Consider the following 23,233-nt stretch of genomic DNA (forward strand, 5'->3'; position numbering starts at 1 on the left):
GATGCAGCGCTACCATTTCTTCTCCTGGGTGCGCCGCGGTCTCGGCAGTTCGCTCGCGCCTGCGGCGGGCGGCCCTCCGGCGCGCGGCACGGCGGAGCTGGCGGTCGGCATCACCCTGGCCGGGGAGAACATCACCCAGATCCGCCGCTTCCTGATGCTGGGGCCGGGAGACGTCCTCGGCCTCGACCCAAGGCTGATCGTGCGGCAGGAGCCACGGCCCGGCACACGCGACTTCGAGCCGAACATGCTGGCCGCGGTCGAATTCGACCCGCCGGACCTGCCCTGGATCGTCGCCACCACCCAACCCGAGCAGGACCAGCTGCGGCCCTGGCTCGTCCTCGTCGTGCTGGACCGCGACCGGGTGCCGGGGGTCCGCGTGCGACCGGGCCGGCCGCTGCCCTATGTCGAGGTGCCGGATGGCGAGTTGCCCGACCTGACGCAGTCCTGGGCCTGGGCGCATGGCCAGCGCCTGGCGCTCGATGGCGGCACGGGTGATGCGGCGGAGATGGCGCGGCGGCCGGAGCTGAACGTCTCGCGCCTGGTCTGCCCGCGACGCCTTGTCGCGGACCGGCGCTGGCTCGCCTGCGTGGTGCCGGCCTGGGACGCGGGACGGCGCGCGGGCCTCGGGGAGGCGGCCGGCAACCCGGACGCGCCGCTCACCGAGGCCTGGCAGCCTGGCCAGGCCGCGATCCTGCCCGTCTATCACCACTGGGAGTTCGAGACCGGCGAGGATGGCGATTTCGAGGTGCTGGCCCGCCGCCTCACCCCCGCGCCCGCCACCATCCCGCCGGCCGGCAGCGAGGAGGCACGCCGCGGCCTGGTCTGGCTCGGCGCCGCCGATGGGCGCGCGGATACCCTGGCCGCGCTACCGCCCGGTGGCGACAGGGCGGAAATCCGGCAGGAAGCGCCGCTGGAGGTTCCCGGGCGGGAGGTGAGCCCGCAGGAGGTCCCGCAGGCCTTCGTCGAGGCGGTCCGCCGCGCCACCACGCCCGCCGAGCCCGGGCCCGACGGCCTGGCGGAGCTCCTGCCCCCGCTGCACGGCGCCGCGCATGTCCGGCGCGACGCAGCGGATCCGGCCCGCATGGGCACGGCGTGGTTCGACGAGTTGAACCTCGACCCGCGCACCCGCATCGCCGCGCGGCTCGGTGCCGACACCGTCCGCCGCACCCAGGAGGACCTGATGCAGGCCGCCTGGGAGCAGGTGGGAGAGGTGCTGGCGGCGAATGCGCAGCTCGACCGCGGGCGGCTGGCCGCGCTGGTCAACACGCGCCTGGTGGAGCGGCACGTCCGGCGCCTGCGGCCGGAACGCGTGCTGGCCATCACCTCCGTCCTGCATGCGCGGACCTTCCCGGTGCGCACGGGCCAGCCCGCCGCGCTGACGGTGGCCGGCGAGATTGCCCGGACCAGCCTGCCCGACCGCGCCTTCGATGCCGCCGCACGCCGCCTCGCCAGCCCCGCCGGGCGGCTGATGCGCCTGGCCGAGCGCTCGCTCGCGGCACGCGACCTGCCCGCCGCCGGCGCCCGCCATGCCGCATCGCGCGGGCTGGCCGCCGCGTTGCTGCGCAGCGAGGCCAGTGCCGACCCGTCGTTGCGTGGGCGGGACGGCCTCACCGGCTTCAGCCCGGCCGAGGAGGCGCTGCGGCAGGGGATCACGGAGATCCGCCTGGGGCGGGAGGTGATCGGGATGGACCGGCTGCGGGAGGGTGGTGGCGCGCTCGACCGCGCGGATCGGCCACGCGCCGATCTCGGCCGCATCGGCGTGCTGCCGGAAAGCCGCATCGCCGAGTTCCAGAGCTTCGCCGCCGCCCAGGGCACGGGGCTGGCCGAGGTGGTCGGCCAGGTGGCGGAGATGCTCGCCGTCGCGCCTCGTGCCGCGGCGGTCGCCCTGCAACGGGAGGGCGGCACGCAGCGCCTCGTCGCACTCGAGCCGACGCAGGAACGCGGCGCCACCACGCTCTCCATCGTGGATGCCGCCGGCCGGCGGCAGGAGCTGCTGACGGCGGTCGGCAGCGGCGTGCGCGACATCGCCGGCGCGGTGGAGGTCGCCCGCAGCGCCTCCGTCGGCCTGCTCGATGCCGTGCGGGAAGGGCGGCGCGCGACGGTGACCGAGCGGATGGAGGGCGGCAGTTCCGTGCTACGGCTGCGCCTGGCCGAGGCCGTCGTGCCGCAACGCGTCGACGAGCGGCGCTTCGACTTCCGCACCCGGCGACGGGCCGGCACGGCGGAGACCACCATTCCCCGCGGCGGGGCCGCCGACATCCTGCTGCGCGGGCGCGAGGTGGCGCGGGAGCGTCGCGACATTCCGGTCTTCGACGTTGGCGGCGACACGACGCCGCTGTTCGACACGGTGCTGGCCCTGCCGGAGCGCGACCCGGCGGCAGTGCGCCGCGTGGAACTCGCCTTTTCGCGCCTCGAACTGCCGCCTGTCGTGCCCGCCGCCGTGCTGCGGGGCGTGCCGGACGGGCTGCCCGCTTTGGCCGAGCGCCTGCGCGCCGCCATCCACCCGCCGCGCGTCATCGGACGCAGGCTCGGCGCGCAGATCGCCATCCCGGGATGGCTCGGCGCCGGGCGCGCGCCGCTCGACCCGATCATGGCGGCGCCCGAGTTGCGCGCGCCGCTGGCCGACCTGCTCGCCGCCTTCGCGCCGGACCAGATGCTGCCGCGCGAGCTTTCCCTGCCACCGGACGGCGTCGCGGCGCTGGAGGCGAACAACCGCTTCATCGCCGCCTTCATGGTCGGCGCGAACCACGAGTTGAACCGGGAACTGCTCTGGCGGATCTACCCGACGGATGGACGCGGGACCTCCCTGACCCGGTTCTGGAACTGGCGCGACCCGGCGCGGCTCGACTGCCGCGACATCCATGCCTGGCCGGCCGGCGGGCCGCTCGCCGCGCGGCTTGCCTCGGGCGAGGCGCGCATCGCGCTGGTGCTGCGCGGCAACCTGCTGCGGCGCTATCCAGGCACCCAGGTGCTGGCCTGGAAGGCAGGCGACGACGGCAAGCTGGTGCAGGTCAACCCGGCGCAGCCCCGGGACACGCTGCGCGAGACGCTGTTCCGCCTAAGGATCGAGCCTGACATCACCGTGGTCGGCCTCGACATCGGGGAGGAGGAGCTGCGGGCGGACCCGCGCTGGCGCTTCGTGGTGCAGGAACCGACCACCGAGCCGCGCTTCGGGCTGGACGCGCCGGAAACGCCCTCCGGCGGGCGGCGCCGCGGCTTCCGCGGCCAGGCGCAGGCCAATGACCTGAACTGGCAGCAGACCGCGACGCCGCCCGGCCAGCATCTCGACCCCGCCCGCGTGCCGGGCGCCGGACAGACCGCTGCCGCCCTCGCCGGGCTGCTGCTGCAGCGGCCGGTGCGGGTGCTGATCGCCGCCGCGGCGCTGTTGCCGGAAAAGCCGGGCTAGGAGCCGCCATGCCACTCGAGCTGGACCGCTTTCGCGATGCCCGCCAGGCGGCCGAGACCGCGGCGCGGGAGGCCGAGGCGCTCGGACTTCGCGCCGCCGCCGCCGAACACGCGGCGCGGCGCGCGCACGGCGCGGGCAATGCGGTGGCGGCCGCGGCCAGCGATCAGGTGGCGCACGACCTGCGGGCGCAGCGGGCGGAGGCGCTGCGCCTGCGGCTGGAGCGGACCGCCGAGATCGGACAGCTCCTCGGCGGGATGGATCGCCGTGCGGAAACGCTGATCGGAACGCTCTCCACCCGCCATCCCGTGGCGCTGCTGCCGGTGCGGATCGAGACCCGCTTCGACCGCGACGCGGCCGGCGCCGTCGCGGCCCTGCGGGTGCGAATCTTCCCCGACCAGATCCACCTGCACCAGCACCGCGCCGTGCTGACGCCCGCCGAGGTCGCGTCGGGCCGGGCCTATTGGACGGCGCTGCATGCGGACCCGGCGGCCGCGGCCACGGCCTGGGCTGCGCTGGTGGATGCGGTGGCGCGGCCGGAGCGGGCGGCCTTCGTCATGGACCGCCTGCGCCCGCGCAACACGCCGCCCGCCGCGCCCGATTTCCCCGAGGTCGAGGCGATCGATGCCGGCGGCCCGGTTCCGGCGCAGGCCCGGCTGCTGCCGACCCGCTGGCTCGTCCTGCTCTGCGACGCGGACTGGACTGTCTTCCACCGGGCGTGGGGCGAGCCGATCCCGGACAGCCTCGCCGCCGCCCCCTTCGGCGAGGCCCTGCAGGAGGCCGAGGACGCGGCAGACGATGACGCGGCGGAGGCCGATGACGAGGCCCCGCCGCCCGTGCCGGGCGAGGCGCCCCCGCCCGCGCCGGACACGGCGGCGCAGCGCGATGCCGAGGATTTCGCCTGGGTCACCGATTTCGCGCGGGCGCAGGCGGTCGGCATGGCGCTGACGATCCCACAGGCGGATCTCGCGGGGCGCGCTTTGGCTGGCGGCGTGCCGCGGCTGGTCGTGCTGGGCGTCGACTGGACCATGACGCCGGAGGAAGCGGCGCAGCGCCTCGCCGCGCAGCTGGAGGCGCATGGCTACGCGGACGGCCTGGAGTTCCTCGCACCCGGCACGCCGACCAACGCCCGCAGCGGCGGCGCGGAGCGTCGGGCGGAGCAGGCGCAGCGCTTCGATCCGGCGCCCTGGGCTGCGCTGGCCGCGACGCCGCTGCCCGCCGAGGCCGAGGCCTCGCGACTTGCCCTCGCCCTTGGCATCGAGCCCGCCCTGGCGCCGGTGCTTGCCCGCTTCCCGGGTGGAACCGCCGACCGGGAGACGGTGCCGCGCGAGGCGAACACCGCGCTCTGGGGCGCCGTCTTCGGCTTCTGGTTCGCCGAGCTGCTGGACGGCATGGTGCCGGAGCCGATGCTGGATGCGCTGCGCAGCCATGTGCGGGACTTTCTCCGCCCCGCCGGCCCGCTTCCGGCGCTGCGCATCGGCCGGCAGCCCTACGGCCTGCTGCCGGTGCTCGGCCTGCCGATCCGCCGTGAGCAGGAAGCCGCCTTCGCCGCCTGGCCGGCATTCGAGGCCGGGCTGGCGCGGATGCTCGGCCGCATGCGGGGCTGGGCGGAGGCGCCCTCGCTGCCCGGCGCCGCCGCATCCCGCCCGCTGGATGCGCTGCCCGGCATGGCCAATATCCCGCGCGGCGAGGACACGCCGGATGTGCTGGCCGCCATCCTGAAGCGCGGCCCGGTCGCGGCGCGCGGGGCGGTGCGGCTGACCATCGGCGAATGGAGCCGCCTGCACTCCACCGCGGCGAAGGACGAGGCGGCCAGGCTCCATGCGCTGCGGGTCGGCGCGATCTTCGCCGATCTCGGCCTGTCGCAGGAACGGCTGATGGTGTCGGAGCGCACCACCCTGCCGCGCATCCTGCCCGAGCGCACGCCGGTGCCGATGCGCGGCCTGCCCTGGGTGGCCGCCGAGTTGGCCGACTCCGACGCGCCGCGTCGCGCCTATGAAAAGCTTGCGGCACGGCTCGAAGGGTTGAGCCGCAGCCGGGACGACGACCAGGAGGACCGGAACCGGGCGATGCTCGCCCAGTCCGCCGACCAGTTCGACACGCTCTATGAGGCGCTGCTGTTCGTCTCCGCCGCGCATGAGGTGGAGAAGCTGGTCCTGAAGCTGGTGCTGGACCTGCCGCGCCAGGCCGGCATCGCCGCCACGCAGCGCTTCGCCACCGAGATGGCGGGCATCGAGGCCACGCCGGCGGCAAGCGCCCTGTTGCAGGTCGAGACGCCCTGGCAGGCTCTCGGCCTGCAGCGGGCCGGCGCGGCGACGAGCCTGGCGCAGGAGGTGCATGCCGGGCTGGAGGCGGTCCGCCACCTGCCGCCGCAAGCCGTGGCGCCCGAGACCGGCTTCCGCGACCTGCATGCGCAGCGCCAGGCGGCGGAGATCCTGGCCGATCGCCCCGCGGCGGAGCTGGACCACGCGCTGCGCGGGCTGCTCGACTGCGGCTCGCACCGGCTGGATGCCTGGATCACCTCGCTCGCCACGCGCCGGCTCGAGGCGCTGCGCGGGCCCACGCGGCAGGGGCTGCACCTTGGCGGCTGGGGGATCGTGCACGACCTGCGCCCCGACCCGGCCGGGGAGGCCAGCGAGGGCTTCGTGCAGGTGCCGACTCTGCGGCACGGCGCGGCGGCCGCGGTGATGCGGGCCGCGCACATGGCGAACCGTGACGATTCACCGGAGGCCTTCGCGGTGCGGCTCGATTCCGCGCGCGTCCGGGATGCGCTGGCGATCTCGGAGGGGGTGGCGCAGGGCCAGCCGGCGGGCGCGCTGCTTGGCTACCGCCTGGAGAAGCGCCTGCTGGAGGACAAGCTGCGGGCGAAGTTCATCGGCCCGCTGCGCCGCCTCTGCCCCCTGCCCGGCGCCGCGGCGGTGGTGGCGCCCGTGCCGGCGGCGGTGGAGTCGATGCCGCCGGCCGGCGTCGTGGATGGCCTGGCGCTCGCCACGCTGTGGCAGGAACGCGACAATGACGCGGCCTTCTTCGCCAGGCTCCGCCCGCATGCGGGGTTCGACCTGGCCGACCCCGATCTTGCCGCGCTGCGGACGCATCTGCAGGCGCTGCTGGAACTGGCCGACGCCTTCGGCGACCTCTGGTCCTTCGAGGCGGTGCACCACCTGGCCTCCGGCAACCTCGACCGCGCGGCCGCGGCGATGGCGGTCACGGACCGCCAGGCGCAGCCGCCCGAGGCCCAGGGCGTGCGCACGCCGCGCGAGGCCTGGGGCTACACCCAGAAGCTGCTCTGGCTGCGCCCGGCCGATTCGACTGCCGAAGGCTGGCCCGACGATGCCGCGGCGGAGGCTGAGCCAGTGGGCAACGCCATCGCCGCGTCCCTGCTCGGCCCGCCGGACCGCTTCGCGCTGGCCGGCGAGGTGGTTGCCGCGGACGGCACGGCGACGCCATTGCCCGGGCTTGCGCTGACCGACCTCGGCCTGTCTCCGCTCGGCCTGCTGCGCCTGGCCGAGGCCGAGGCGGAAGGCGGGCTCTCGCGGCTGGAAGCGCGGGCGGACGCGGTGCTGGAACGCCGTGCCGCACCCCTGCCGGCCGGCGGGCGCGTGCGGATGCTGCCCGACCCGCCCGCGGGGGCCGAGGCGTTCGGGCTGGGCGCCCTGCTCGCGCTGCTCATCGCCGCGCGCGAAGCCCTGTTCGATCGTCCTGCCGCGACCTGCCGCGACATCGTCCCGCCGCGCGGCCCCGTAGCCGATGGCGTCGAGCGGGCCACGCTGCGGCCCCGCATCCAGGTGCTTGAGAACGCGGTCGCCAACGCAGTTGCGGCGCTGGATGCCGCGGCGGACCGCACCGCGCGGCTGGAGGCGCTGCGCACCGCCTCGGCCCTGGCGGAGGTGCCCGCGCTCGTCCACGCGGACCCGGCACCGGAGCGCATGGCCGAGGAGGCCGTGGCGCTTGCGGTCGAAGCCGCCCGCGCCTCGCTGGAGGCGCTCCGCCAGCGCTGCGCGACGCGGCTCGCCGATGCAACGCAGGCCGAAGCCGAGGCGACCGAATCACCCGGCGAGGCCGTGGCCGCCGATGCCGAGGCGATCCGCCGGGTCTTCGGCGCCGGCTTTCCCGTCCTGCCGCCCTTCACCCTGCCGCTCGGGGAGGCGGCCGCCTGCAAGGCGAGCCTCGGCCAGCGGGCGGCGCTGCTCGGCCCCGGCGGCGCCTTCGAGATCGTGCGCTGGCAGCGCGCCATGGCGATGGTGCGGCCACGCATGCGCGCGCTGCTGGGCGCGCTCGATGCGGCGAGCCTCACCGGGCACGAGGCCGGGGCCACGGCGAGCCTGGTCCAGCTTCCGTTGCAGCCGGGACAGCGCTGGGCCGCGCTGCCCTTCGCCGATCCCGAAAGGCCGCCGCGCGCGACCCTGCTCGCCGCCGTGCTGCTGGGCGACACGGGGGCCGCGGATGCGGCGCTGGACGCGCCGCTGGCCGGCTTCGCCATCGATTCCTGGGTGGAAGCGATCCCGGAGCGGCGCGTCACCACCTCCATCACCTTCCACCACGACGCGCCCGGCGCCAGGCCACCGCAATCCATCCTGCTCGCGCTCGATCCCGGGCTCGGCGCCCAGGGCTGGTCGACCGACGCGCTGCTCGCGGCGGTGCGGGAGGCCTTCGACCTCGCGCGGCTGCGGTTGCTGGCGCCGGAGGATATCGCGGGCCATGGCGCCGTGCTCCCGACGACGCTGGTGCCGCGCAACGTCGCGGGCCGGTCGGTTTCGGTGGATCTCGCGACGAAGTTCGACAAGGTGAACCTGACGCTGTCGGCCCTGGTGGCCGGGAGGGAGTGAGCGATGCCCATCCTGGTCGGTGCCGCTGCGGTCAAGGCCGATGCCACGCTGTTCGTGCTTCAACCCAGCATCACGCGCTGGCAGCGGCTGGAGGTCTCGCCGGCCGCGCTCGACATGGCGCCCGGGCTGGATGCGCGGATCGCCGACCCGCTCTGGATGATCGGGCGGCAATGGCAGTTCGCCGAACTGCTGGGCAACGACGCCGGCTCGCCGGTCTCGGCAACCCTCGCCTGGCAGTCCGCGCCGCTCAGGGTCGCGGGAGGCGATGCGGAGATCGGTTCGGCACCCGTCGAGCCAATCATCGAGGCCGAACCGGCGCGCGCCGCCTACTCCGCGCTGGCGGCCGAGGCGGGCATCGATTTCGGCCGTGCGCTCGCGCTGGAGGGCGCGGCGGCGCTGCTGCCGGTGTTCCGCGCCGCCTTTCCCTTCAGGCCGCCGGAGCCGGATGCGCTGGCCGCGCGCGACATGGCCGGGCAACGCTTCCGGGCGCTCGCGACCGGCGCGCTCGACGGAGCGGCCCTGGCAGCCGCGCTGGCAGCGGCGGACCAGGCGGCAGGCGCCGCGGCCTTGCCCGATGCGGTTGCCGTGCCGGAGCAGTCCCGCGACGCCACGCTGCGCGCCGCGACCGCATGGCTTGGCCACTGGCGAAGCCTGCTTCTGGAGCCCGACGGCGCCTCGGCCTGGAATGCCGAGCGCCTCGCCTACCGCTTTACGCTCGAAGCCGTGGAGCCCGATGGGCGCGTCACGCCACTCCCGGCGGAAGGCTATGCGGATGGCCGGCTCGACTGGTGGTCCTTCGACCAGGCCGCCTCCGCCGGCGGCGGCGCGGCGGCGGGGGCGCATTCCGTCACGCGCATGCCCGCGCCCGTGACCTTCGCCGGGATGCCCGCCGACCGCTACTGGGAGATGGAATTGGGCGGCGCGCCGCTCGCCGGCGTCTCGGCCGGACCGGCCGGCATCGCGACGATGCTCGCGCTGGAATTCCTGCTGGTCTCCGGCACGGACTGGTTCCAGCTTCCGCTGCGCCTGCCCTACGGTGTCGCCTGCCGTGTGTCGGGGCTTTCCGTCACGGACTGCTTCGGCGTCGCGCAACAGATCGGGCGGGCGGCGCCCGGACCGGGCGGCTGGGCGGTGTTCGATCCCTCGGTGCAGGACCGGACGGCGGAGCCGCTCTTCCTCCTGCCCTCGGTCACCGCGGGTGTGCTGGAGGGCGAGCCGATCGAGGAAGTCGCGCTGTTCCGCGACGAGGCCGCGAATCTTGCCTGGGCGGTCGAACGGCGCGTGCCCGGGCTGACGTCCGTGCCGCTCGACGGCAAGGCGCTCGCCGCGCCGGAGGGCGCGCTGCTGTGGCAGCGGCCGGAGGGCGAGGCGGAGCTCGCGGCCGCGGCGATCTACCGGCTGCAAAGCCCGGTGCCGCTGCGCTGGTTCCCGCTGGTGCCGGAGCGCGACCCGGACCGGGTCGGCGGCGTGAAGCTGCGCCTGCGCCGGCTGCGTCGCGCAACCGCCACGGCGGCTGACGAGAGCGGCCCCGATGCGCAGCGTGCCCTGCAGTTGCAGGTGAACGAGGAAACGCCGCTCGCCACCGTTCTGCGACCCCAGGATGGTGCCTTCGTGCTGGCGGAGCAGGAGGTACCGCGCGCCGGCCTGGTCCTCACCCGGTCGTTTCAGTACACTCGCGGGCCTGACGGGGCGCGGCTGCTGTGGCTCGGACGGCGCAAGCGCATCGGCCATGGCGAGGGCGCCAGCGGCCTGGCCTTCGACCTGCTCGATCCCGTGCGCCAGACGGCATGAGCGGCTTGAAGATCTTGGAGGAGAGGCATTGCGGACGGCCGCTGGGGGCGTGCCCTTGCGGGATCAATCACCGGGCGGCAGGTCGATCCAGGCGCCATCGTGGGACTGACTTTGCAGCGCCGCCGTGATCATCCGCATGCCGGCCAGGCCATCGCGCAGGCCGGGCCCTGAAAGCGCCTGCGCGGAAGGCTCGCGGCCAAGCTGCCGCGCCAGGATCAGCTCCGCGAAATCCTGGTAGAGGTTGGCGAAGGCCTCGTGCAGACCCTCGGGGTGGCCGCGCCGCTGGCGTCCGGCGGCCAGCGCGGCGGGCGACAGCAGCGGGTGCTGGCGCGTCATCGTCACCGGGAAGCCGTCCCGCGATGCAAGACGCAACTCGCCATGGCGGTCGTGCCGCCATTCCAGATGGCCCTGCTCGCCCCAGACGCGCAGCAAAATGTGGTTTTCCGCCCCCGCCGCCGCCTGGCTGGCAATCAGGCTGCTGCGCGCGCCACCTTCCAGACGGAAGCGCAGATTGGCGTAGTCCTGCACCAGGCGGCCCGGCTGCAGGGTGCCAAGCTCCGCGCTCAGGCGCACCGCGGCCTGCCCGGTCACGTAGCAGGCCAGGTGGAAGGCGTGGGTGCCGATGTCGCCCAGCACCAGGGACGGCCCGCTGGTGGCGGGATCCAGCCGCCAGCGGCGCGGCGCATCGACCTGCGCTTCCACGAAGCTCGCCAGGCCGGCGCCGAAGTATTCGACCTGCACCATGCGCAACGCGCCCAGCGCACCCGCTTCCACCTGTGCGCGCGCCTCGCGGATCATCGGATAGCCCGAATAGGCATGGGCGAGGCACAGGATGATGCCATGCGCCGCCACGGCCTGCGCGATGGCCGTGGCTTCCTCCATCGTATTGGCCAGCGGCTTTTCCAGCATCACGTGCAGCCCGGCCTCCGCCGCCGCACAGGCGAGGCGCCGGTGGCTGTCATTCGGCGTGACGATGGTGACCGCGGCGATGCCGTCGGGGCGCCGTGATTCGGCGGCGAACATCGCCTCCGCGCTCGGGTAGATGCGATCCGGTGCGACGCCGTATTCCGCCGCCGCCGCCACGGCCTTGTCCGGATTGCCGGAAAACGCACCGGCCACGAGGGCGAAGCGGCGGTCGAGCAGCGCGGCACGCTGGTGCACGGGCCCGATCATCGCCGGCGCGGCGCCGCCGACGAAACCCAGGGGGATCGGCTTCATGCCTGGTCCTTCTGCATCATCGCCAGCATGTCGTCCCCGGCACGACGCACATGCAGGGCGTGGATCGCCTGCGCCGCGGCGGCATCACGACGCTCCAGCGCCTCGATCAGCGACCAATGCTCCTGCTGGATGATGGCGAGGCGGCCGGGCGCATAGCCGTGGCGGCTGCGCAGTACGCCGATGATGGCGGTGTGCTGGTCCAGCAGGCGCATCGCCTCCGCGTTGCCGGTGACGCCGAGGATCGCCTCGTGGAATTCGCGGTTCACCGACTCCAGCGCCAGCCGGTCATCGGCCGTGACGAGCGCATCGTAGCGGCGCTGGATGGCGCGAAGCCGGTCGATGAGGTCCGCGGTCACACAGGGGGCCGCCTGGAAGGTCAGGAAGCCCTCCAGCGCCTCGCGGATGTCGAACAGGTTGCGGATGAACCGGGCATCCATGCGGCGGACGCTGGCACCGCGGTTGGGCGACAGCGTCACTAGCCCCTCGCCCTGCAATTGCTGCAACGCCTCCCGCACCGGCATCTGGCTGAGGCCATAGAGCAGCGCCAGGTCGGCGATCTTCAGGCGTGATCCCGGCGCGATGCGGCCGGAGATGATGTCGCGCCGGATACGGTCGCGCACCCGCTGGTAGGTGGTGCCGCCCATCGGCGGATCCGTCTCGGTGGGCAGCGTCTCCACGCGGATGCTCCTGCGGCATCGCGGGGGGATGCTCCCGATGCCGTGTGCGAAGGGGTCCGGCGGCGAGGCTTGACCCCGGATGATCGATTTGATCAAATCCACCGGTCCAAGAAAATGCCGATTTGGTGGCCCCGGCGCAAGCACTGTGAGACCCGGGCCATGCCGATCCCGAAGGTGCCGCGAAGCGGCCGTCACACGACAAGAAGGCCGGCCCCGAACGCCGGTTGAGAGGGAGGGTCCATGAACGCCATCACCCGCCGCGGCGCGTTGCTCGGCACCATCGGCACCATCGGTGCCACGCTGGCCGCACCGCGCCTGGCCCAGGCCCAGGCCGCGAAGCCGCGCCTGACACTGATCTCGCAATGGAGCGCCGGCAGCGACGGCGCCGCCATCAGCGCCCTCGGCCGTGTCTTCGAGGAGGAAGGCGGCACCTGGCAGCACAGCCCGGTGCCGGGCTTCACGACGGAGATGATGAACAAGCTGCGCGCCGACATCCTGTCCGGCAACCCGCCGGCGGCGTCCCAGCTCAAGGGACCTGAGATCGCCGCCTGGTCGCGCATCGCGCCGACCCGGGACCTGACGCGGGAAGTGGCGGCGGCGGGCTATGAGGCCGTGGTGGCGCCGGACCTTGCCAAGTTGCACAAGCCGCAGGGCAAGTGGATTGCGCTGCCGCTGCAGATCTACCGCACCAACACGCTGTTCGTGTCGCGCCGCGCGATGGAGAAGGTGGGCGCACGCGAACTGCCGAAGACCTGGGCGGAGTTCAACACCCTCGCCGGCAAGATGAAGGATGCCGGCATCACGCCGATCGCCAATGGCGGCATCCGCTGGGATGACGGCATGAAGTTCGAAATCGCCCTCGCCGGCCTCAGCCCCGAAGCCTACCGGAAGGCGCTGATGGAGCTGGATGACCGCACGCTGCGCGGGCCGGAGGTGCTGGCCGCCTTCCGCCAGTTGCGCCAGTTCTCCAACTGGATGGACCCGGCGGCCGCCGGCCAGCACTACAGCACCTTCCTGCCGCGCTTCATCCGCGGCGAGATGGGCATGCTGATGATGGGCGGCTGGGCGCAGGGCGTGATCCGCCACAACGGCTTCGGTCCGGACGACTACATGGTCGGCCAGGCTCCGGTGGACAACGGCAAGCCCTGCTTCGTGCTGAACGCCGACGCCTTCATCTTCTGGCAGCGCCGCGAGCCGGATTTCCAGGCCGGCCAGGCGCTGTTCGCGAACCTGGTGATGAGCAAGCGGGTGCAGGAGATGTACTCCAAGATCACCGGCTCCGTCCCCGTCCGCACCGACATGGACCTGTCCGGCGAGGGCTGGTCCGACGGGCAGCGGGAGGCTTCGCGGTCCCTGGGCGAATCCGTGCGCGCCAACCAGGCGGTGCTGAGCCTCGCGCACAACATGGCGCAGAACAACCAGATGTCGGCGGCCATGATCGACATCCTGACGGAGTATGTGCACGACAAGTCGGTGACGCCGGAGGTCGCGGCGCGCCGCCTCGCCGAAGCCGTCGACGACGCGCGCTGAGGCGATGAACATCCAGGCAAGGCCGGCAGGCGTCGCGGGGGCGCCCGCCCGGCGTCCCCTGCCCTCCGCACGGCGCGCCTGGGTGGAGCGCTGGCTGCCGCACCTGGTGTTGTGGCCGCCGCTGCTGATCAGCGTGCTGCACGTGATCAGCTTCACGCTCTACACCACCTGGATCTCCTTCACCGACTCGACGCTGATCCCGAGCTACGAGCTGATCGGGATGCGCAACTACTGGTCCGTGCTGGGCTCCCGCAACTGGAAGATCGCCTATTCCAACCTGCTGATCTACGGCACCTGCTTCGTCACGCTGACCACCGCGCTCGGCCTGCTGCTGGCGATCCTGATCGACCAGCGCATCCGCGCGGAGACGCTGTTCCGCACCATCTTCCTGTATCCGATGGCGGTGTCCTTCGTGGTCACCGGCACGGTCTGGGCCTGGCTGCTGAATCCCGGCATCGGCATCCAGAAGCTGGTCCGCGACATGGGATTTGCCGAGTTCCGCTTCGATTGGCTCGTGGACCGCGACATGGCGATCTACACCATCGTCATCGCCGGCGCCTGGCAGGCCTCCGGCTTCGCCATGGCGCTGTTCCTGGCCGGCATCCGCTCGGTGGAGGCGGATCTCTACAAGGCGGCGCAGATCGACGGCGCGGGCGTCTGGCGCATCTATCGCCGCGTGGTGCTGCCCAGCATCGGGCCGATCTTCATCGCCGTGCTGGTGGTGCTGCTGCAATTCACCATCAAGACCTTCGACCTGGTGCGCGCGCTGACCGGCGGCGGGCCCGGCATCGCGACACAGTTGCCGACGCTGGTGGTGTACGACCTGATGTTCCAGCGCGGCTTGCTCGGCCGCGGCGCGGCGGCCGCTGTGCTGATGCTGCTGTCGCTGCTGGCGGTACTGGTACCGTACTTCGGCTATGTCCGCTGGCGAAAGCACCGGGAGGGACGCCGCAATGGCTGACGCCGCCGCCCCCTCCTTCTCCCCCGGCGTGCGCGGCCGGCCGGCGCGCTTCATGGTCTACGCGCTGCTGATCGGCTTCGCCGCCTTCTACCTGACACCGCTGGTAGTCGTGGTGCTGAATTCCGTGCGGACGGCGCAGGATATCGGCGCCACCTCCGTCATCGGCTTCCCGCGCGAATTCGCCTTCGACAATTTCAGCCGCGCCTGGGGCAGCTACTGCATCGCGCAGACCTGCGCCGGCATCTCGCCCTACATGTGGAACTCGTTCCTGCTGGTGATCCCGGCGACGATCCTCTCCACGCTGCTCGGCGCGCTGAACGGCTATTCGATCGCACTGTGGCGCTTCAAGGGCGACAACTGGATCTTCGGCATCATCATCCTGGGCGTCTTCCTGCCGGAGCAGATGAAGCTGATCCCGTGGACACTGGTTCTGCGCGACATCGGCCTGACCAACAGCATATCTGGCCTGGTGATGATCCATGTCATCCAGGGCATCAGCTTCACCACGCTGTTCTGCCGCAACTACTATGTCTCCATCCCGCCGGAGTTGCTGAAGGCGGCGCGCATCGATGGGGCCGGCTTCTTCCGCATCTTCTGGCGCATCGTGCTGCCGCTGTCGCCGCCGATCCTGATCGTCACGGTGATCTGGCAGTTCACGCATATCTGGAACGAGTTCCTCTACGGCGTGACATTCACCTCCGGCACCCAGCAGCCGGTGACGGCGGCGCTCATTGCGCTCAGCGTCTCGGTCAGCGAGGCGCCGCAATACGGCGTGCAGAGCGCGGCGGTGCTGCTGGCCGCGCTGCCGACGCTGCTGGTCTATCTGTTCGGCGGCAAGTATTTCCTGCGCGGCCTGACGGCCGGCGCGGTCAAGTAGGGGGGCGTCATGGCGGCACTGACCATCCGCGGCGTGCGCAAGCGCTTCGGCACGCAGGAGGTGCTGAAGGGCATCGACCTGCAGGCCGACAGCGGCGAGTTCCTGGTGCTCGTCGGTCCCTCCGGCTGCGGAAAGTCGACGCTGCTGGCGATCATCGCCGGCCTGGAAAGCGCGAACGAGGGCGAGATCGAGATCGGTGACCGGGTGGTGACGCGCATCCCGCCGAAAGACCGCGACATCGCGATGGTCTTTCAATCCTATGCCCTCTATCCGACCATGACAGTTCGCGAAAACATGACCTTCGGCATGGAATGCCGTCGCATCCCGAAGGCCCAGCAGGCGGAGGCGCTGGACCGCACTGCGAAGCTGCTGCAGATCGAGGCGCTGCTGGACCGCAAGCCCTCGCAGCTGTCCGGCGGCCAGCGGCAGCGCGTGGCGATGGGACGTGCGTTGGTGCGCGACCCGCTGCTGTTCCTGTTCGACGAGCCGTTGTCCAACCTCGACGCCAAGCTGCGGGTCGAGATGCGGATGGAGATCAAGCAGCTGCACCGCCGCATCGGCTCCACCATCGTCTACGTCACGCATGACCAGATCGAGGCGATGACGATGGCGACCCGCATCGCCGTGATGCACCAGGGCGAGGTCCAGCAATACGCGGACCCCGACACCATCTACAATCGTCCGGCCAACCTGTTCGTGGCCCGCTTCATGGGCGCGCCGCCAATGAACACGGTGGCGGCGCGCCTGGCGAACGATGGCGGCGCGCTGACGGCGGTGATCGGCGCAGGCCGTCCGGACGAGATCCGCCTGCCGCTGCCGGAGGATGTGGTGGCGACGCGCGCCTTCCTGGACCGCGAGGTCGTCCTCGGCATCCGGCCCGAAGCGATCGGCGAGGCGGAGCGACGTTACGGCGCCGACCCCCGCACCAGCATCGCCATCGATGCGCCGGTGGAAATGACGGAGCCGACGGGGGCCGAGACCATCGTGCTGATGCGCATGGGCGGACAGCAACTGCTGGGCCGCGTTGCCCCCGATGTGCGGCTCGCCGTGGACCAGCCCGGTCGCTTCGCCGTCGATACCCGCCGCATCTGCCTTTTCGACCCAGCCACGGACCGACTGATCGCATGAATCACATCACCGCCTCGCGTTATGCGGGGCTCGCCGGCCGCCTTGTCATCGTCACGGGCGGTGCCAGCGGAATCGGAGAATCCTTCACCCGCGAATTTGCCGGCCAAGGTGCCCGCGTCGCCTTCCTCGACAAGCAGGCGGAGGTCGGACAGGCCCTCGCGGCGGAACTCGGCGCGACCTTCCGCGCCTGTGACCTGACGGATACGGCGGCGCTGCGCGCGGCGCTGGCCGGAATCCATGCGGAGTGCGGCCCGGCCTCCGTCCTGGTGAACAATGCTGCGGTCGACCAGCGCCAGGATTTCCTCGACGTCACCGAGGAGAGCTTCGACTTCATGATGGCGGTGAACTTTCGCCACGTCTTCTTCGCCTGCCAGGCCGTTGCGCCGCAGATGCGCGACCTCGGCGGCGGTTCCATCATCAACATGTCCTCCATCGCCTGGATGAATGGCGCGCCGGACATGCAGGCCTATGCCGCGGGCAAGGCCGCCATCGTCGGCTTCACGAACTCCCTGGCCCGGCAACTCGGCCCTGACCGTATCCGCGTCAACGCCATCGCCCCCGGTATGGTCATCACGCCGCGGCAGCGCGAGTTGTGGTATCAGGACGAGAGCAAGATCGCAGCCGGTCGTGCACGCCAATGCATTCCGGACGCGATCGAGCCGGAGGAGGTCGCGCGCCTCGGCCTGTTCCTCGCCTCCGACGACAGCAAACTGATCACCAAGCAATGCTTCATGGTCAGCGGCGGCTCACGCTGACGGAAAGGACGGCGCGTGAAGATCCAGGGCATCGAGACGCTGCACTGCGACGCAGGCTGGCGGTACTTCTCCTTCCTCAAGCTCACCACGGATGACGGGCTTGTCGGCTGGTCCGAGTTCAACGAAGGCTTCGGCAGCACCGGCCTTGGCGCGCTAATCGAGGCATTGGCGCCGATCATCATCGGCATGGACCCAATGCGGATCGAGCTGATCGGCAACACGCTGCACACCCGCACCGTGCAATCCCGCGGCGGGCTGAACCGGCAGGCGATCGCGGCCATCGAGAATGCGCTGCTCGACGTCAAGGGCAAGGCGCTTGGCGTGCCGGTCCATGCGCTGCTCGGCGGCGCGGTGCGGGACCGCATCCCGGTCTACTGGTCGCATTGCGGCAGCTATCGCGCCCGCTATCCCGAGTCGATGACCGGCGTGCCGATGATCCGCGACTATGATGGCCTGTCGCGGCTGGCGGAGGAGGTGCGCGCCCGTGGCTTCCGCGCGCTCAAGACCAACACGCTGTTGCCGGACGGCAAGGGCGGGCTGCGCAGCCACCGCCCCGGCTTCGGCCACGGCGCTGGATTTCCCGAGCTGAACTGGTCGCCCGAGGTGGTGCGCGGCGCGCATGACACCGCCATGGCGATGCGCCAGGGCGGCGGGCCGGACATGGGTGTGATGCTTGACGTGAACTTCCACTTCAAGCCGGAAGGTGTCATGCGTATCGCGGAGGCGCTGGCGCCCGTCGGCCTCGCCTGGCTGGAGGTCGATACGCATGACGTGCGCTCGCTTGAACTCATCCGTCGCGCGGCAAACTGCCCCGTCGCCTCGGGCGAAACGCTGTGCGAACGGCGCGACTTCAAGCCATTCCTCGAAGCCTACAGCATGGATGTCGCCATCATCGACGTGATCTGGAACGGCTTCTGCGAATCGCTGAAGATAGCCGCCATGGCCGAGGCCTACGAGGTCAACGTCGCGCCGCACAATTTCTATGGCCAGCTTTCCAGCGTCATCAGCGCGCATTTCTGCGCTGCGGTGCCAAATTTGCGGATCATGGAGATCGACATCGACAGCGTTGCCTGGCGCGATGAGTTTGTCACCGTCCCGCCGCTCATCGAGGACGGCGCCATGCTGGTGCCGACCGGGCCGGGCTGGGGCTGCGATGTCAACGAGGCGGCGGTACGGGCACGGCCGCCGAGATAGGGAGAGACACGATGGCGACCAACGAGTTGAAGCAGCTGTGGAAGTCCGGCAAGGCGGCGGTGAACGGGTGGCTCGCCATCCCCTCCGGCTTCTCCGCCGAGGTGATGGCCCGCTGCGGCTGGGACAGCGTGACGGTGGACATGCAGCATGGCGTGCAGGACTACATGTCCATGGTCTGGTGCTTTCAGGCGATGGGGCGGGAGCCGGTGACGCCGATGGTGCGCGTGCCGTGGAACGAGCCGGGCATCATCGGCAAGGCGCTCGATGGCGGAGCCTACGGCATCATCTGCCCGATGGTGAACACGAAGGCGGAGGCCGAGGCGCTGGTTTCCTACTGCCGCTATCCGCCGAAGGGCGCGCGCAGCAACGGCCCGATCCGCGCCGGCTCCTACGGCTCCGCCGGCGAATACCAGCGCACGGCGAATGACGAGATCCTGGTGATCCCGATGATCGAGACGAAGGAGGCGGTGGAGAACATCGAGGCGATCCTGGACGTGCCGGGCATTGACGCAATCTATGTCGGCCCGAGCGACCTCGCTTTCTCGCTCGGCCTGACGCCGAAGCTGGATTCGGAAGAACAGCAGGTGCTGGCGATCTACGAGACGCTGCTGGCCGCCTGCAAGAAGCGCGGCATCTATGCCGGCATCCATTGCGGCTCCGCGGCCTATGCGGCCCGCGCCATCAAGATGGGCTTCCGGCTGACGACCATCGCCAATGACAGCGGGCTGATGGCCAAGGCCGCGACGGAGGCGGTGGCCGCGGTCTGGAAGGAAGTGGGCGAGTTCCGCAAGGCCTGACGCGCACTTCGGGCGCTGTCAGCAACCACGCGGACAGCGCCCGATGATCACCGCAGCTATCGCCGCGCCGCGTTCAGCGGCATGCTGCCGGAGGCACGGTCGAAGGAAACGGCACATGGCGCTGGCCCCGGGAAAGCTGCGCGCACTGACGCGGCTGGCGGATCGCGACGGCTTCTTCCGCATGGTGGCGGTCGACCAGCGCCCGCCGATCATGAAGAAGATCCGCGAGACGCTGGGCGAGGATGCCGTGACCTGGGAGCGCATGGGCGCGGTGAAGGCGGCGCTGCTCCGCGCCCTGCAACCACATGCCTCCGCCATGCTGCTCGACCCCGGTTTCGCCTACCCCTACGCCTTCCGCGACCTGGACCTGGCCAAGGGCTTGCTCATCACGCTGGAGCAGTTCGAGTTCGAGGAAGCCGAGGGTGGCGGGCGCATCACCCGCACCTATCCCGGCTGGTCCCCCGCAACCATCAAGCGCATGGGCGCCGATGGCGTGAAGCTGATGCTGTTCTATCGGCCCGATGCTCCCGCTTCCGTCAACGCCCGCCAGCACGACTTCGTCCGCCGCATCGGCGCTGCATGCCGGGAGGCCGAGATCGCGCTGCTGCTGGAGCCGCTGGTCTACCCGCTGACGCAGGATTCCGCCGGCGCCGCCGCCTACACCGAGGACCCCGCGAAGCGGCCGGAACTGGTGATCGAGACGGTGCGGGAATTTGCCAAGTCGGACTACGGCATCGACATCTTCAAGCTGGAGACGCCGATCTCGGCGAGCCAGGTGCCGGCGCCGGAAGATGAGAGCAGCGCGGTGGCGGACACGCAGGCCTGGTTCGGCAGGATCGATGCGCTGCTCGACCGACCCTGGGTGATGCTGTCCGCCGGTGCGGGGATGGAGCCGTTCCGGCGCATCCTGACCTACGCCTTCCGCGCCGGTGCCTCCGGCTACCTGGCCGGCCGCGCTATCTGGTGGGACAGTTTCGCCGCCTATCCCGACATGGCCAAGTTCGAGGCGGCGCTGGCCGAGGGCGGCATTGCCTACATGCACCGCATCAACGCGCTGCTGACGCAGCATGGCACGCCCTGGACACGGCGGCCGGCCTACCGCTGCGGCATCGAGATAACCCCCGGCGGCGCAGATTTCGTCAGTCGCTACCCCGGATAGACGCCTCGGCCTTCGCCCGCCCGGGGGCGTCCAGCGCGAATCCAATGCAGAGCACGCGGGCCATCTCAGCGCGCCGCTCCGAAGACCAGATCGGGCAGGAACAGCGTGATCTGCGGGAACAGCGTGATCAGCGCCAGTGCGGCGAACAGCGGGATGTAGAAGGGCAGCACCGCGCGGATCAGGTGCTGCAACCGAATGCCGCCGACCTTGGCGACGACGAACAGCCCGATGCCCATGGGCGGCGTCAGCAGCCCGATCATCAGGTTGAGCACCATGACGAAGCCGAAATGCACCGGGTCGATACCCAGCGCCAGGATCACCGGCAGCAGCACCGGCACGGTCAGCACCAGCACCGCCAGCGCCTCCATGAACATGCCGAGGAACAGCAGCAGGATGTTGATGAGCAGCAGCATGACCAGCGGATTGTCGGTGACGCCCAGCAGCATCTCCGCCACCTGCTGCGGCACACGCTCCCGCGCCAGGACCCAGTTGAACAGCGTGGCGGCGGCGACGATGAAGCCGACCACGGCGGTGGTGTTCATGCTTTCGCGGAACACCCGCAGCAGGTCGCGCCAACCAAGCTCGCGGTAGACGAGCGTGCCGAGGATCAGCGCGTAGAGCGCGGCGATGGCCGCGGCCTCCGTCGCCGTGAAGATGCCGCCGAAGATGCCGCCGAGGATGATGGCCGGCGTCAGCAGCGGTAGGAAGGCGCGCAGGAAGGCGCGGCCCCGCTGCGCCCAGGTGAAGCGCGGGCCGCGCGGAAAGCCGGCCTTGCCCGCGACCCACCAGATATAGGCCATCAGGCACAGCGCGATGACGATGCCGGGCAGGATGCCGCCCAGGAACAGCCGCCCGACCGAGACATTCGCCATGACGGCGTAGAGCACGAGCGGAATGGAGGGCGGGATGATCGGCCCGACGACGCAGGACGCCGCGGTGATGGCGCCGGCGAAGGCGCGCGGATAGCCCTCCTTCACCATCGCCTTGATCTCGAGCGCGCCGAGCCCGCCGGCATCGGCGACGGCGCTGCCGGACATGCCGGAGAAGACGACGGAGGCCACCACGTTCACATGGCCCATGCCACCGCGGAAATGGCCCACCAGCGATGCGGCGAAGTCGAAGATCCGGTCGGTGACGCCCGATGTGTTCATCAGATTGCCGGCCAGGATGAAGAACGGCACGGCGAGCAGCGTGAAGCTGTCCACCCCCGCCATCAGCCGCTGCGGCGCGCTGATCAGCGGCGCGCCCTCGATGAACAGCCAGCCGACGGCGACGACGCCGAGCGCGAAGGCGACCGGCATGGCCATGAGAACCAGGCCGAGCCAGGCGGAGAAGAATCCCAGCATGCGCCTAGAAGTCCCGCCCTTCGGTGTGGGTCAACGCCTCGCCGCGGCGCCAGGCGCCGATGTCCTGCACCGCGCCGATGACGATGCGGATGGCGCACAGGCCCATGGCGACCGGCACGATGCCGAGCACGAGGCCCGTCGGCATCTCGATCGCCTCCGTCGGCAGGTCCCAGACCTGCGCCGCGCCGCGAAAGCCCCAGACCAGCACCAGCAGGCAGAAGGCCAGCATCAGCGCCTGCATGGCGAGCGATACGACGAGCGCCAGGCCACGCGGCAGCGCCTCCACCACGAAGTTGATGCCGACATGGCTGCGGTCGCGCAGCGCGGCGGCGGCGCCGAAGAACACCACGCCGACGAACAGGCTGCGTGCCGCTTCCTCACTGTAGGGGTTGGGGTCGTTCAGCACGTAGCGGGTGAAGACCTGCCAGAGCACGGCGGCGAACATCAGCACGCCGAGGAGGATGGCGACGCCCTCCTCGGCATGGCGCAGGACGAAGCGCACCTTCGCGCTACAGCGCCTGCAGCGCCGCGAAGACGCCGCGGCCCCAGACCTCCTCATAGCGCTCGTACAGCGGCGCCAGGGCGCGGCGGAAGGCGGGCCTGTCGCTGTCGATGAACTGCGTGCCACGGCCCTCGAATTCGCCGCGCAGGCTCTGCTCGCCCTGGCGGACCAGCGCGTCCGAGACCTTGGCGCCCTCGCGCAGCGCCTGCGCCACCAGCGTGCGATCACCCTCCGGCATCGCCGTCCAGGTGGCGGAGGCGATGACGGGCAGCAGCGGCACCAGGATGTGGCCGGTGAGGTTGATGTAGCGCTGCACCTCCATGAACTTGTTGGCGGCGATGGTGGGCAGCGGATTCTCCTGGCCGTCGATGACGCCGGTCTGGAGCGACAGGTAGACTTCGCCCAGCGACATCGGCGTTGGCGCGGCACCCAGCGTGCGCATCATGTCGACGAACAGCGGCGCCTGCGGCACGCGCATCTTCAGTCCGCGCAGGTCTTCCGGCTGGCGCAGCGGCTTGTCGCGCGTCGTCATGTGGCGGGTGCCGTAGTACCAGGGCTCCAGCGGCCGCATGGACCTGCCCTCCGCCAACTGGCGCGTCGCCGCCTGGATGGCCGGGTGGCCGAACATCCGCAGCACCTGGTCGAAGTCGCTGGCCAGGAAGGGCGATTCCAGGATGGAGATCGGCCGCACCCAGCTGCCGAGCACGGCCGGGCCGGTGATGCAGAGGTCGAGCGTGCCGTTGGAGACCTGCGTCAGCATCTCCCGCTCCCCGCCCAGTTGGGAGGAGGGGAAGTTGTCGATCCGCAGCCGGCCGCCCGAGCTCTGCTGCAGCACCTCCGCCGCCTTGACGATGCCGCGCGTCACCTCGCCCTCGGGCGGGTGGACATGGCCGAAGCGCAGCGTGCGGGCGGCCTGCGCCCTGGCCGCGTTGGAGACGATGGCGGGTGCGGCGAGCAGCGCGGCACCGCCCAGCAGGAAAGCGCGTCGCCGCGACCCTATGGCAAATGGCATGATCCGTTTCCCCTTCGTATCCGTCCGCTTTTCGTCCGCGTCCGTTCAAGGGGAAGC

At 71.4% G+C, this 23,233-nt stretch carries 16 protein-coding genes; 11 read left to right on the plus strand and 5 right to left on the minus strand.

Features of this window, described 5'->3' with window-relative positions:
• Position 1: 1 nt before the first annotated feature.
• The 3 genes from ACFHPP_RS12290 to ACFHPP_RS12300 are packed head-to-tail and all read left to right on the plus strand — an operon-like array spanning position 2 to position 10,020.
• On the plus strand, positions 2–3,406 hold the full coding sequence (locus ACFHPP_RS12290; protein ID WP_437163535.1) for a hypothetical protein: 3,405 nt from the start codon (positions 2–4) through the stop codon (positions 3,404–3,406).
• An 8-nt stretch (positions 3,407–3,414) separates the two neighbouring features.
• A complete protein-coding gene (locus ACFHPP_RS12295) occupies positions 3,415–8,229 on the plus strand; it encodes a hypothetical protein (RefSeq protein ID WP_437163536.1) in 4,815 nt (1,604 codons plus the stop codon).
• Positions 8,230–8,232: 3 nt separating this feature from the next.
• On the plus strand, positions 8,233–10,020 hold the full coding sequence (locus ACFHPP_RS12300) for a hypothetical protein (protein WP_437163537.1): 1,788 nt from the start codon (positions 8,233–8,235) through the stop codon (positions 10,018–10,020).
• A 63-nt stretch (positions 10,021–10,083) separates the two neighbouring features.
• Here the strand turns inward: ACFHPP_RS12300 and ACFHPP_RS12305 are convergent, their stop codons facing one another.
• Positions 10,084–11,238: a Gfo/Idh/MocA family protein gene (locus tag ACFHPP_RS12305; RefSeq protein ID WP_437163538.1), complete on the minus strand. Its 1,155-nt coding sequence runs from the start codon at positions 11,236–11,238 to the stop codon at positions 10,084–10,086.
• Complete coding sequence (locus ACFHPP_RS12310) at positions 11,235–11,915, minus strand: GntR family transcriptional regulator (RefSeq protein WP_437163539.1); 681 nt, start codon at positions 11,913–11,915, stop codon at positions 11,235–11,237. The genes ACFHPP_RS12305 and ACFHPP_RS12310 overlap by 4 nt, the downstream gene beginning before the upstream one ends.
• 240 nt (positions 11,916–12,155) lie before the next feature.
• On the opposite strand from ACFHPP_RS12310, the gene ACFHPP_RS12315 reads away from it, so the two are divergent.
• From ACFHPP_RS12315 to ACFHPP_RS12350, 8 genes are all read left to right on the plus strand, one after another.
• Positions 12,156–13,445, plus strand: a complete 1,290-nt coding sequence (locus ACFHPP_RS12315; RefSeq protein WP_437163540.1) for an ABC transporter substrate-binding protein — start codon at positions 12,156–12,158, stop codon at positions 13,443–13,445.
• A 4-nt stretch (positions 13,446–13,449) separates the two neighbouring features.
• Entirely contained in the window at positions 13,450–14,406 is a 957-nt protein-coding gene (locus ACFHPP_RS12320) for a carbohydrate ABC transporter permease (protein ID WP_437163541.1), read from the plus strand.
• Entirely contained in the window at positions 14,399–15,283 is an 885-nt protein-coding gene (locus ACFHPP_RS12325; protein ID WP_437163542.1) for a carbohydrate ABC transporter permease, read from the plus strand. Before ACFHPP_RS12320 ends, ACFHPP_RS12325 begins: the two co-directional genes overlap by 8 nt.
• A gap of 9 nt (positions 15,284–15,292) precedes the next feature.
• A complete protein-coding gene (locus tag ACFHPP_RS12330; protein WP_437163543.1) occupies positions 15,293–16,411 on the plus strand; it encodes an ABC transporter ATP-binding protein in 1,119 nt (372 codons plus the stop codon).
• Entirely contained in the window at positions 16,408–17,166 is a 759-nt protein-coding gene (locus ACFHPP_RS12335; RefSeq protein WP_437163544.1) for an SDR family NAD(P)-dependent oxidoreductase, read from the plus strand. Before ACFHPP_RS12330 ends, ACFHPP_RS12335 begins: the two co-directional genes overlap by 4 nt.
• 15 nt (positions 17,167–17,181) lie before the next feature.
• Positions 17,182–18,360, plus strand: coding sequence for a mandelate racemase/muconate lactonizing enzyme family protein (locus tag ACFHPP_RS12340; protein ID WP_437163545.1), 1,179 nt, complete (start codon positions 17,182–17,184; stop codon positions 18,358–18,360).
• Between the two features lie 11 nt (positions 18,361–18,371).
• Complete coding sequence (locus ACFHPP_RS12345; protein WP_437163546.1) at positions 18,372–19,157, plus strand: HpcH/HpaI aldolase family protein; 786 nt, start codon at positions 18,372–18,374, stop codon at positions 19,155–19,157.
• 115 nt (positions 19,158–19,272) lie between these two features.
• Positions 19,273–20,316 (plus strand): tagatose 1,6-diphosphate aldolase, encoded by a 1,044-nt coding sequence (locus ACFHPP_RS12350; protein WP_437163547.1) that lies wholly within the window; start codon positions 19,273–19,275, stop codon positions 20,314–20,316.
• 65 nt (positions 20,317–20,381) lie between these two features.
• Here the strand turns inward: ACFHPP_RS12350 and ACFHPP_RS12355 are convergent, their stop codons facing one another.
• The 3 genes from ACFHPP_RS12355 to ACFHPP_RS12365 are packed head-to-tail and all read right to left on the minus strand — an operon-like array spanning position 20,382 to position 23,176.
• On the minus strand, positions 20,382–21,662 hold the full coding sequence (locus tag ACFHPP_RS12355; RefSeq protein ID WP_437163548.1) for a TRAP transporter large permease: 1,281 nt from the start codon (positions 21,660–21,662) through the stop codon (positions 20,382–20,384).
• Between the two features lie 4 nt (positions 21,663–21,666).
• The gene (locus ACFHPP_RS12360) at positions 21,667–22,164 is read right to left on the minus strand and encodes a TRAP transporter small permease (protein ID WP_437163549.1); all 498 of its coding nucleotides are present in this window, start codon (positions 22,162–22,164) and stop codon (positions 21,667–21,669) included.
• 7 nt (positions 22,165–22,171) lie between these two features.
• Positions 22,172–23,176: a DctP family TRAP transporter solute-binding subunit gene (locus ACFHPP_RS12365; RefSeq protein ID WP_437163550.1), complete on the minus strand. Its 1,005-nt coding sequence runs from the start codon at positions 23,174–23,176 to the stop codon at positions 22,172–22,174.
• Positions 23,177–23,233 lie beyond the last annotated feature (57 nt).

Origin of the sequence: Falsiroseomonas sp. E2-1-a20 (genome assembly GCF_051433195.1) — a bacterium.
In the GTDB taxonomy this organism is placed as follows: Bacteria; Pseudomonadota; Alphaproteobacteria; order Acetobacterales; family Acetobacteraceae; genus Falsiroseomonas.